Origin of the sequence: Micromonospora sp. KC723, assembly GCF_004348595.1 — a bacterium.
GTDB lineage: Bacteria > Actinomycetota > Actinomycetes > Mycobacteriales > Micromonosporaceae > Micromonospora.
Map to the genome: position 1 here is coordinate 1 of NZ_SMKD01000173.1, position 10,276 is coordinate 10,276.

Annotated in this window: 10 protein-coding genes; 4 read left to right on the forward strand and 6 right to left on the reverse strand. The window is 71.6% G+C overall.

What is annotated here, in order from left to right:
* Positions 1-231 precede the first annotated feature (231 nt).
* Together E1165_RS25675 and E1165_RS25680 are read right to left on the reverse strand one after the other, a co-directional pair.
* Positions 232-651 carry a VOC family protein gene (locus E1165_RS25675; RefSeq protein WP_132394304.1) on the reverse strand — a complete coding sequence of 140 codons (420 nt, stop codon included), beginning with the start codon at positions 649-651 and terminating at the stop codon, positions 232-234.
* The gene (locus tag E1165_RS25680) at positions 627-1,199 is read right to left on the reverse strand and encodes a cob(I)yrinic acid a,c-diamide adenosyltransferase (protein WP_132394305.1); all 573 of its coding nucleotides are present in this window, start codon (positions 1,197-1,199) and stop codon (positions 627-629) included. The genes E1165_RS25675 and E1165_RS25680 overlap by 25 nt, the downstream gene beginning before the upstream one ends.
* Here E1165_RS25680 and murA point away from each other — a divergent pair.
* On the forward strand, positions 1,198-2,625 hold the full coding sequence (gene murA / locus E1165_RS25685) for a UDP-N-acetylglucosamine 1-carboxyvinyltransferase (protein ID WP_132394306.1): 1,428 nt from the start codon (positions 1,198-1,200) through the stop codon (positions 2,623-2,625). The genes E1165_RS25680 and murA overlap by 2 nt on opposite strands.
* A gap of 146 nt (positions 2,626-2,771) precedes the next feature.
* Complete coding sequence (locus E1165_RS25690) at positions 2,772-3,620, forward strand: 3-hydroxyacyl-CoA dehydrogenase family protein (RefSeq protein WP_132394307.1); 849 nt, start codon at positions 2,772-2,774, stop codon at positions 3,618-3,620.
* A gap of 54 nt (positions 3,621-3,674) precedes the next feature.
* Here the strand turns inward: E1165_RS25690 and E1165_RS25695 are convergent, their stop codons facing one another.
* Together E1165_RS25695 and E1165_RS25700 are read right to left on the reverse strand one after the other, a co-directional pair.
* A complete protein-coding gene (locus tag E1165_RS25695) occupies positions 3,675-4,517 on the reverse strand; it encodes an ABC transporter permease (RefSeq protein ID WP_132394308.1) in 843 nt (280 codons plus the stop codon).
* Positions 4,514-5,362 (reverse strand): ABC transporter ATP-binding protein, encoded by an 849-nt coding sequence (locus tag E1165_RS25700; protein WP_132394309.1) that lies wholly within the window; start codon positions 5,360-5,362, stop codon positions 4,514-4,516. Before E1165_RS25700 ends, E1165_RS25695 begins: the two co-directional genes overlap by 4 nt.
* A 150-nt stretch (positions 5,363-5,512) precedes the next feature.
* Between E1165_RS25700 and E1165_RS25705 the strand changes: the two genes are divergently transcribed.
* The gene (locus tag E1165_RS25705) at positions 5,513-7,522 is read left to right on the forward strand and encodes a protein meaA (protein WP_132394310.1); all 2,010 of its coding nucleotides are present in this window, start codon (positions 5,513-5,515) and stop codon (positions 7,520-7,522) included.
* A 38-nt stretch (positions 7,523-7,560) separates the two neighbouring features.
* On the opposite strand, the gene E1165_RS25710 is transcribed toward E1165_RS25705, so the two are convergent.
* Together E1165_RS25710 and E1165_RS25715 are read right to left on the reverse strand one after the other, a co-directional pair.
* Positions 7,561-7,857 (reverse strand): DUF1540 domain-containing protein, encoded by a 297-nt coding sequence (locus E1165_RS25710; protein WP_132394311.1) that lies wholly within the window; start codon positions 7,855-7,857, stop codon positions 7,561-7,563.
* A gap of 192 nt (positions 7,858-8,049) precedes the next feature.
* A complete protein-coding gene (locus E1165_RS25715) occupies positions 8,050-9,075 on the reverse strand; it encodes a polysaccharide deacetylase family protein (protein WP_243704987.1) in 1,026 nt (341 codons plus the stop codon).
* Positions 9,076-9,638: 563 nt separating this feature from the next.
* Here E1165_RS25715 and E1165_RS25725 point away from each other — a divergent pair.
* Positions 9,639-10,223 (forward strand): hypothetical protein, encoded by a 585-nt coding sequence (locus E1165_RS25725; protein WP_132394312.1) that lies wholly within the window; start codon positions 9,639-9,641, stop codon positions 10,221-10,223.
* Positions 10,224-10,276: the final 53 nt, after the last annotated feature.

Consider the following 10,276-nt stretch of genomic DNA (forward strand, 5'->3'; position numbering starts at 1 on the left):
CGGCCTACCCGGATGCGTACGCGCAGTGGGAGCAGCAGGCCGCTGACCTCGTCGCCCAGTACTGGAACAGCTGATCTACCTGAACATCCGCTGGCCGGCACCCCCACCCGGGATGCCGGCCAGCGGCATCTCCGGATCCTGGCGACTTGTCGTCGGCGAACGGAGACCCGCCAGGATCCGGAAGGCGCCGAGCAGGCCGCACGGTCCTGGGCGCCGGTGCGTGGGGACCGGTCAGTCGAGGTCGGCGACCAGCTCGACCTCGTACCCCTGCGTGTCGGAGAGGTAGGCGCAGTAGGTCTGCGGGCCGCCTGCGTGCGGGTGGCGGTCCGGGAAGAGCAGCTCCCACCCGTGCCCGGGCGCGGCGGCGACCAGCCGGTCCATGGCAGCGGGCGTACCGGCGTGGAACGCCAGGTGGTTGAGCCCCGGCGCGAACCTGTCGTGGACCGGCCCGCGCAGCGCCGGTGACTCCTCCAGCACCAGGTAGGTCGGGCCGAGCCGCCAAGACCGGCCGGCCGGCCACCGTTGGTACGGCGTCCAACCGAGTTCGCCGAGGAGCCAGCCCCAACTCGTGGTGGCGGCGTCGAGACTGGGTACCCAGACCTCGACGTGGTGCAGCGCGCCGACGTTCAGCGCCGACCGCCCGGCACCCATAGCACATCCCCGTTCGGGTTTGCCGTTCTTGACAGGATAAAGAGCAGATCCGAGAGGCGGTTGAGATACTTTGCCGGGAGGGAACTGGTGCGATCCGGATCGTGAGCGACCAGGGCCCAGGCCGCCCGTTCGGCGCGCCGGGCGATCGTCCGTGCCACGTGCAGCAGCGCCGCGCCAGCGGTGCCGCCGGGGAGGATGAAGGAGTCGAGCTTGCCAAGGCGCGCGTTGTACTCGTCGCACCACCCCTCGAGGCGCTCGACGTACTCCTCGGTGACCCGCAGCGGCGGATACTTCGGGTCCGGCTCTACCGGGGTGGACAGGTCGGCGCCCACGTCGAACAGCTCGTTCTGGATCGATCCCAGCACCGCCCGCAACTCGTCATCGAGCTGCCCCAGGGCGATCGCGACTCCGATCGCCGCGTTGCACTCGTCGACGTCCGCGTACGCGGTGATGCGTGGATCGGTCTTCGGCACCTGCTCGTTGTTGCTCAGCCTCGTCATGCCGGCGTCGCCGGCCTTGGTGTAGATGCGCGTGAGGTGGACGGCCATGACGCACAGCCTACGGATACCGGACCTGACGATCCCGGCAGGCCCGGACCCGGCTGCCGGGCGGGCGGGCGACGCCGGTGCGCCGGGAGCCCACGACGTGGACGTCATCCGGGTGGCCGGCCAGGCCCGCCTGGCCGGCACCGTGCACGTGGTGGGCGCGAAGAACTCGGCGTTGAAGCTGATGGCGGCGGCGTTGCTGGCTCCGGGCCGGACGGTGATAACCAACGTGCCCCGGATCACCGACATCGCGATCATGGGTGAGGTGCTGCGCCGGCTCGGCTGCGAAGTGCGCTTCGAGGCGGACGACCCGGTCGACCCGATGGTGGCCCGGGGCGGGACCGCCCGGTCCCGCTCTGTCGTCATCGACGTGCCGGAGCAGCCGGGCGCCGAGGCCGACTACGACCTGGTCCGGCGGCTGCGCGCGTCGATCTGCGTACTGGGGCCGCTGCTGGCCCGCCGGGGGTACGTGCGGGTGGCGCATCCCGGTGGGGACGCGATCGGCTCCCGTGGGCTGGACATGCACATCGGCGGGTTGGCCCGGATGGGCGCGGACATCTCCGGCGAACACGGCTTCGTCATCGCCGCCGCCCCGGACGGGCTGCGCGGCGCGGAGGTCGTGCTGGACTTCCCCAGCGTCGGCGCGACCGAGAACCTGGTGATGGCGGCCGTGCTGGCCCGGGGCGTGACGGTCATCGACAACGCGGCCCGCGAGCCGGAGATCGTCGACATCTGCACGATGCTCAACCAGATGGGCGCCCGGATCTCGGGCGCCGGCAGTTCCACCCTGCGCATCGTCGGGGTGCCCGAGCTGCGGCCGGTGCGGCACGCCACGGTGGGGGACCGGATCGTCGCCGGGACGTGGGCTTTCGGCGCGGCGATGACCCGGGGGGACGTCACCGTCACCGGCGTCGACCCGGTGTTGCTGGAGGTGGCTCTGGACAAGCTGGTCTCGGCCGGTGCGCTGGTGGAGACCCGTGGCGGTGCCTTCCGGGTACGCGCCGACGACCGGCCGAGGGCGGTGGACGTGGTCACCCTGCCGTACCCGGGCTTCGCCACCGACCTGCTGCCGATGGCGATCGGGCTGGCCGCGGTGAGCGACGGCGCCTCGCTGATCACCGAGAACATCTTCGACGGACGGTTCATGTTCGCCAACGAGATGATGCGCCTGGGCGCGGACATCAAGACCGACGGGCACCACGCGGTGGTGCGGGGGCGGGACCGGCTCTCCGGCGCGCCCGTGCGGGCCACCGACATCCGCGCCGGCGCCGGGCTGATCATCGCCGGGCTCTGCGCGGACGGGACCACGGAGGTGTCCCACGTGCACCACGTCGACCGGGGGTACCCGGACTTGGTGGCGGACCTGCGGGCGCTGGGTGTGGAGGTCGAGCGGGGCAGCGTCGCGCAGACACCGGAGCTCACCATCTGAGCGGCCCGGGCCGTCGACGGCCAGCCGCGCCGTCAGCGCGCCCGACCGGTGGCGGTCATGCCGCCTCCCACCAGGGACTTAGCCCTCGTTCAGTCTCGGCGACTAGGGTGCAGACAGACACTCAATCGCAGCGAGGGAGAAAGCAGATGGCGGGTCGACTCGCGGTCGTCGGTGCCGGGCTGATGGGTTCGGGGATCGCCCAGGTGGCGGCGCAGGCGGGCTGGCAGGTGACGCTGCGCGACCTGGACGACGCGGCCATCCGGCGGGGCGTCGCCGGCATCCGCACGTCGCTGGAGAAGTTCGCCGAGAAGGGCAGGATCGACGCCTCCGAGGTCGAGGCGACCCTCGGCCGGATCACCACGACCACCGAGCTGGAGGCGGCGGCGGACGCGGACATCGTGATCGAGGCGGTCTTCGAGAAGATCGAGATCAAGCACGAGGTGTTCCGCGCGCTGGACAAGATCTGCAAGTCCGACGCGATTCTGGCCACCAACACCTCGGCCATCCCGGTCACCCAGATCGCCGCCGTGACCGACCGGCCGGAGGCGGTCGTCGGCACCCACTTCTTCTCGCCGGTGCCGATGATGAGGCTCTGCGAGCTGGTCCGCGGCTACAAGACCAGCGACGAGACCCTGACCGCGGCGAAGGCGTTCGCCGAGGGGATCGGCAAGACCGTCGTGGTGGTGAACCGGGACATCGCCGGTTTCGTCACCACCCGGCTGATCTGCGCCCTCGCCATGGAGGCGGTCAAGCTGGTCGAGTCCGGCGTGGTCTCCGCCGAGGACCTGGACACCGCGTGCAAGCTGGGTTTCGGTCACGCCATGGGCCCGCTGGCCACCGTCGACCTGACCGGCGTGGACGTGCTGCTGAACGCCACCAGGAACATCTGGACCGACACCGCCGACGGGAAGTTCTTCCCGCCGGAGCTGCTCCAGCGCATGGCCACCGCCGGTGACCTGGGCCGCAAGACCGGCCAGGGCTTCTACCAGTACTGAGCGCGGACGGAGGGGGCCGGGCGCGTCGCGTCCGGCCCCCTCCTCGTACGTCGCTCAGCCGTCGCGCTTGGTGGTCCAGCGGAAGGTGGTCAGGCAGAGCACCAGGCCGATGACGCACCAGAGGGCGAGGACCAGGGCGACCCGGCCCAGCTCGAAAGAGCCGCCTGGCTCGTGGGCGCCGAAGCTGTCCGGCAGGAAGACCGCCCGTAGCCCCTGGCACATCCACTTCAAGGGAAAGAGCGCCGCCACCTGCTGCATCCAAGCGGGCAGGTTGGTGAAGACGAAGAACACCCCGGAGATGAACTGGAGCACCAGCGCCACCGGGGTGACCACGGCGGAGCCGCTGCGGGCGGTGCGGGCCAACGACGAGATGGCGATGCCGCAGAGGGTGCAGGCGGTGATTCCGAGCACGGAGACCCAGCCGAAGGTGAGCCACCGGGCGGCGGTGCCCGGCAGGTCCAGGTCGAACAGCGCCACCGAGACGGCGAGCAGCAGCGCGGTCTCGGCCAGGCCGATCGCCACCACCAGGATCACCTTGCCGGCGAACCAGACCCACTTCGGCATCGGCGTGCCCCGGTAGCGTTTGAGCACCCCCCGGTCCCGCTCGATGGGGATCCAGATGCCGAGGTTCTGGAAGCTCACCGTCATCAGACCCGTCGCGATCATGCCGGTGACGAAGTACTGGGTGAAGCTGACCCCCGGGGCGATCTCGTCGCGGAAGATCGCCGCGAAGATCATGATCATGATGATCGGGAAGCCCATCGTGAAGACGACGGACTCCCGGCTGCGCAGGAACTGGGTGATCTCCAACCGGCCCTGTCGTAGCGCCAGGGTGCCCGCCGAGAGCCTCCGGGCGGGGGTGGCGACCGGGGTGCCCGGCCTCGTCGTGGTCGTCATCGGCGTCCGATCATCGTCAGGTACACGTCTTCCAGGGTCGGCCGGGTCACGGTGAGGCCGGGGACCTCGCCGCCGAAGCGCGTGGCCAGCTCCGCCACCAGTGCCGTCGGCGTCGCGCTCCGCGCGGTCTCCGGCGTCCCGTCCGGGGTACGCCAGGAGACCGTGGCCAGTGCCTCCTGCCGGTTGCCGAGCCGGTCCGGCGGGGCCACCTCGACCAGCCGGCCGGCGGCGATCACGCCGACCCGGCCGGCGAGCGCCTCCGCCTCGTCCAGGTAGTGGGTGGTGAGCACGATGGTGGTGCCGGCGGCGGCGAGGTCCCGGATCAGGTCCCAGAACTCGTGCCGGGCCTCCGGGTCGAAGCCGGTGGTCGGCTCGTCGAGGAAGAGCAGTTCGGGGCGGCCGATGATGCCCAACGCGACGTCGAGCCGGCGCTTCTGCCCGCCGGAGAGGGTGTGCGTTCGGGCTCCGGCCTTGCCGGTCAGGCCGACCCGCTCGACGACCCTGTCCGGGTCGTCGGCGTCGGGGTAGAAGCCGGCGAAGTGCCGGACCACCTCGCCCACGGTCAGCTCGTCGAACTCGCCGGTGCCCTGGAGCACGATGCCGATCCGGGAACGATGGTGCGGGTCGGGGTGGGCCGGGTCGCTGCCGAGCACGCGGACCTCGCCGGCGTCGCGCTGCCGGTAACCCTCCAGGATCTCCACCGTCGTCGTCTTGCCGGCGCCGTTCGGACCGAGCAGCGCGAACACCTCGCCCCGGTGGACGTCGAGGTCCACCCCCGCCACCGCGACGTTGTCGCCGTACGCCTTACGCAGTCCTCGTACGGAGATCGCGAGCTGGTCATCCATGTCGTCCAGTGTGCGACCAGGCCGGCTGCGGGGCGGCCTCGGGGTGTGGTGAACTCGCCCATCCCGCGCCGGCTGTCCCCGGTGTTCCGCTCCCGGGCCTGTGCAATTTTCCACAGCCCGTTCTACTGAACGGTAACTTAGACTCCGGCCATGGACGAGAAGGCTCTCCCGGATCGGCTGCCGGAGCGCGACCGCCCGTGGGTGATGCGCACCTACGCCGGGCACTCCTCCGCCGCGGCCACCAACGCGCTCTTCCGCCGCAACCTGGCGAAGGGACAGACCGGGCTCTCGGTCGCCTTCGACCTGCCCACCCAGACCGGGTACGACCCGGACCACGAGCTGGCCGCCGGCGAGGTCGGCCGGGTCGGCGTGCCGGTGGCCCACCTGGGCGACATGCGGGCGCTCTTCGACGGCATCCCGATCGCCGACACGAACACCTCCATGACGATCAACGCGCCGGCGATGTGGCTGCTCGGCCTCTACGGCACGGTCGCCACCGAGCAGGGCGCGGAGCTGTCCCGCTGCGCCGGCACCACGCAGAACGACATCATCAAGGAGTACCTGTCCCGGGGAACGTACATCTTCCCGCCGGCGGCGTCGCTGCGGCTCACCGCCGACGTCATCGCGTACACGCTGCGCGAGATGCCGAAGTGGAACCCGGTCAACATCTGCTCGTACCACCTGCAGGAGGCCGGCGCGACGCCGGTGCAGGAGGTCGGCTTCGCGCTGGCCACCGCGGTCGCCGTGCTCGACGCGGTACGTGACTGCGGCCAGGTGCCCGTTGAGCGGATGGGCGACGTCGTCGCGCGGGTCAGCTTCTTCGTCAACGCCGGGGTGCGCTTCGTCGAGGAGATCGCCAAGATGCGCGCCTTCGGGGCGCTCTGGGACGAGATCACCCGTGAGCGTTACGGCGTCGAGAACCCCAAGCACCGTCGGTTCCGCTACGGCGTCCAGGTCAACTCGCTCGGCCTGACCGAGGCCCAGCCGGAGAACAACATCCAGCGCATCGTGCTGGAGATGCTCGGCGTCACCCTCTCCCGCGACGCCCGGGCCCGCGCGGTGCAGCTGCCCGCCTGGAACGAGGCACTCGGCCTGCCCCGCCCGTGGGACCAGCAGTGGTCGTTGCGGATGCAGCAGGTGCTCGCGTACGAGTCGGACCTGCTGGAGTACCCGGACCTCTTCGCCGGCTCGCACGTGATGACCGCGCTGGTCGACGACATCGTCACCGGGGCGCGGGCCGAGCTGGAGAAGGTGCTGGAGATGGGTGGCGTGGTCGCCGCCGTGGAGACCGGCTACCTCAAGAGCGCGCTGGTCGCCTCGCTGGCCGACCGGCGGCGCCGGATGGAGGCGGGCACCGACGTGGTGGTCGGGGTGAACCGGTTCACCGAGACCGAGCCGTCACCGCTGACCGCGGCCGGCGCCGAGGCCGTCGAGCGGGTCGACCCGGCCGTGGAGGCGTCCGCCGTGGCGGCCGTACGCCGCTGGCGGGCCGGCCGGGACGGCGCGGCGGCGCGCGCGGCGCTGGCCCGGCTCCGCGCGGACGCCACGACCACGACGAACCTGATGGACGCGACGCTGGAGTGCGTGCGGGCCGGGGTGACCACCGGCGAGTGGGCCGGCGCGCTGCGGCAGGTCTTCGGCGAGTACCGGGCGCCGACCGGGCTGGCCGGGGCGGCCGGGGCCGGCGGCGACGCGACGCTGGGCGCGGTCCGCGAGCGGGTCGCCGCCACCGCCCGGGAGTTGGGCAGCGGTCGGCTGCGACTGCTGGTCGGCAAGCCCGGCCTGGACGGGCACTCCAACGGCGCGGAGCAGATCGCGGTACGTGCCCGCGACGCCGGCTTCGAGGTCGTCTACCAGGGAATCCGGCTCACCGCCGGGCAGATCGTGGCCGCCGCCGTCGAGGAGGACGTGGATCTGGTCGGCCTGTCGGTGCTCTCCGGCTCGCACCTGGCCGCCGTGCCGGCGGTGTTGGACGGGTTGCGCGCCGCCGGGCGGGGTGACCTGCGGGTGGTGGTGGGTGGCATCATCCCGGCCAGGGACGCGGACGCGCTGCGCGCGGCGGGGGTGGCCCGGGTCTTCACCCCGAAGGACTTCGCCCTGACCGGCATCATCGACGAGTTGGTCAGCGTGATCCGGGAGGCCAACGGCCTGGCCGGCTGAGCGGGCCGCCGGCCCCGCGTCCGGCGGGGCCCGGGTGCTCAGCGGCGCTGGTACGTCATGCAGTCGGCCATGTCCGTGTCGGGGCCGACGGTGATCGCCGGAGCGTGGCACTCCAGCTCGGCGTTGTGCCGGCAGTCCGCCCGCTGGCAGGCGCCGACCTGCGCGATGAGCTGCTCGATCCCGGCGCGTACGGGCATCTCGATGAAGGTGCCGCAGTGGGCGTGGTCCCTGCTGCCGATGGTGATCGCGAACGCGTGACAGTCGTTGGTGTGGTTGTAGGCGCAGGAGGTGACCACGCACTCCTCGACCCGGGGCATCTCCGTCGCAGCCGTCATGACGACCCTCCTTCTCCTCTTCTGCCCCGATCGTAGGCGTCTGGTCGGGATTGTCGGGCGGCTTCGACCCGTCGTCAGCCGGTCGGCTCAGGATGGATCGTTCGGAAACCGGCTGGCGAGGGCCAGCGGACAGCTGGCGGACGCCGGGCCGGAGCTGACCGCGCGGCCGACCCACTTCCGTACTCAAGTGCTCTAGGACGGGGATGCAACCCGGGCAGCGCCTCCCAGCACCTCGGAGAGCGGGGCCGGTTCCAGACCTCGCTCGGCCAGCCCGGCGAGGATGTGCGGCAGCGCCTCGTCGGTCATCGGCGCGTTCGCCTCGGTCACATGCAGGACGACCACCGAGCCGGGGCGGACCTGGCTCAGCACGGCCCGGACGATCGGCTGCCAGTACCGGGCGAACGGGTCGCCGCTGACCACGTCGCCGTCGACCACGGTCAGCCCGAGCGGGGCCAGCTCGGTCAGCGCCGTCCGGTCGTGGCAGAGGCCCGGGAAACGGAAGTACCGGGTCTGCCGGCCGCCGTACGGCGTGACGGTGTCGAAGGTGCGCGCCACGTCAGCGGTCATCTCCCGGCGGGGCAGCGGCTTCAGGTGGTAGCAGTCCGGGGTGAACGCGTCGTGCCCGTAGCTGTGGTTGGCCAGCTCGAAGCGGGGGTTGGCGGCCAGCCGCCGGGTCAGCTCCGGGTACTCCTGCACCCACTTGCCGGTGAGGAAGAAGGTCGCCGGCACCCCCTGCCGTTCCAGCAGGTCCACGATCGCCAGGTTCGCGTACGAGGGCGGGTTCGGGCCGCGCAACTGCCGGCGCATCGCGTCGGTCATGTCCGCGTCGAAGGTGAGGGCCACCTTCCGGCCCGTACGCGGCCCGTGGTCCACCACCGGCGGCAGGCTGCCCGGCACCGTCGCTCCCGGCACCGTCGCTCCCGGCACCGTCGCTCCCGGCACCGTCGCTCCCGGCACCGACGTGCCCGGCACGACCCCGCCGTCCGTCGACCGGACCGGCCCCCGGGTACGCGCCGGATCCGCCGCCGGTGTGCCGGGGCTGGGCTCGGTGCCGCCGTCCTGCCAGGTCCCCGATGGCGAGCCGCCCGTCGCGGCGGTGGCCCCGGCGGCCGCGTCGACGGGGGCGCGCGGGGGCATCGGGCCGAAGACGAAACCGGCGACGGCGACGAGCGCCACCGCCCCGGCGGCGAACACCACGCGGGGATTCTTCACATGCACCGCGTGATGATCCCAGCGTGACGGCGGCTGCGGAGTCCTCCGTTCGGGCTCACGGGCGGGCTGTCGCGCTGCGCTGACCACAGCCGGCACCCGGACGGGTCGCGTCTGTCTGCCCTGTGGCCGGTCGGGCGACGCCGCCCATGCTGATCGCTCGCGGCACCCCTGCGTGGCGTGTCCGTTTTGTCAGTGTTCGGGGTGCGGGCCGGCCGAGCTCGTCTCGGACGGTCGCGTACCCGGGTCCGGTTCGTGGCGGCGTGGGGTGGGGGTCCGTGGGTGGCGGCGGCCAGGTGGCGGAATGTCGCCGGGCCCGGGGTCGTTACACCATGCGTACGAGCGCAGCAGCACGCCCCGCTGCCGGGCCTGTTGGCCTGCCGGGGTGGTGCGGGGCCGGAATGATGGTGGCCCGCCGGTCGTTACACATGGTCCCGGCGCCGCAAGCCCCCCGTGCTTGCCGTGACCGCGGCTGTCGACTTCCCCCTTTCTTCGAGCGCCTGTCGAGGTGCCCGCACGCGATGTCGTCCCCTACGGCGCGTGTGTGTCGACCCCCGTGAAGGAGCTTCCTGATGAACACGATCATGCGTAAGAGCGTTCTGGGTATTGCTGGTCTGGCTTTCGCCGGTGGTGTGTTCGCCGGTCCCGTGGCTGAGGCTCATGCCGCTCCGGTGTCGAGCGTTGGTGTGGTTCAGGCTGACAAGCCGGGCGTGGACAGGGCCAGGCTGATCCCGCACGGTGTGCAGGGTGCCCAGTCGAAGATCGCTTTGAATGACGAGCAGGTTGCGAACGTGAAGGCGATCGTCGCGGCGACGAAGAAGGCGGGTCTGCCGGAGCGTGCCGCCGTTATCTCGATCGCGACCAGCCTGCAGGAGTCGAAGCTGGAGAACCTGGGTCACCTGGGTGACCGTAACGATCACGACTCGCTGGGGTTGTTCCAGCAGCGCCCGAGTTCGGGTTGGGGCACGCCGGAGCAGATCACCGATCCGGAGTACTCCACGCTGGCGTTCCTGAAGGGTCTGAAGCAGGTTGATGGTTGGCAGGACATGCCGCTGACCGAGGCCGCGCAGACCGTGCAGGTGTCGGCCTACCCGGATGCGTACGCGCAGTGGGAGCAGCAGGCCGCTGACCTCGTCGCCCAGTACTGGAACAGCTGATCTACCTGAACATCCGCTGGCCGGCACCCCCACCCGGGATGCCGGCCAGCGGC

Coding starts and splice junctions, on each gene's coding strand:
- E1165_RS25675 (WP_132394304.1), bottom strand. CDS start 651: ATGGGTGCCGGGCGGTCGGCGCTGAACGTCGGCGCGCTGCACCACGTC.
- murA (WP_132394306.1), top strand. CDS start 1,198: ATGACGCACAGCCTACGGATACCGGACCTGACGATCCCGGCAGGCCCG.
- E1165_RS25680 (WP_132394305.1), bottom strand. CDS start 1,199: ATGGCCGTCCACCTCACGCGCATCTACACCAAGGCCGGCGACGCCGGC.
- E1165_RS25690 (WP_132394307.1), top strand. CDS start 2,772: ATGGCGGGTCGACTCGCGGTCGTCGGTGCCGGGCTGATGGGTTCGGGG.
- E1165_RS25695 (WP_132394308.1), bottom strand. CDS start 4,517: ATGACGACCACGACGAGGCCGGGCACCCCGGTCGCCACCCCCGCCCGG.
- E1165_RS25700 (WP_132394309.1), bottom strand. CDS start 5,362: ATGGATGACCAGCTCGCGATCTCCGTACGAGGACTGCGTAAGGCGTAC.
- E1165_RS25705 (WP_132394310.1), top strand. CDS start 5,513: ATGGACGAGAAGGCTCTCCCGGATCGGCTGCCGGAGCGCGACCGCCCG.
- E1165_RS25710 (WP_132394311.1), bottom strand. CDS start 7,857: ATGACGGCTGCGACGGAGATGCCCCGGGTCGAGGAGTGCGTGGTCACC.
- E1165_RS25725 (WP_132394312.1), top strand. CDS start 9,639: ATGAACACGATCATGCGTAAGAGCGTTCTGGGTATTGCTGGTCTGGCT.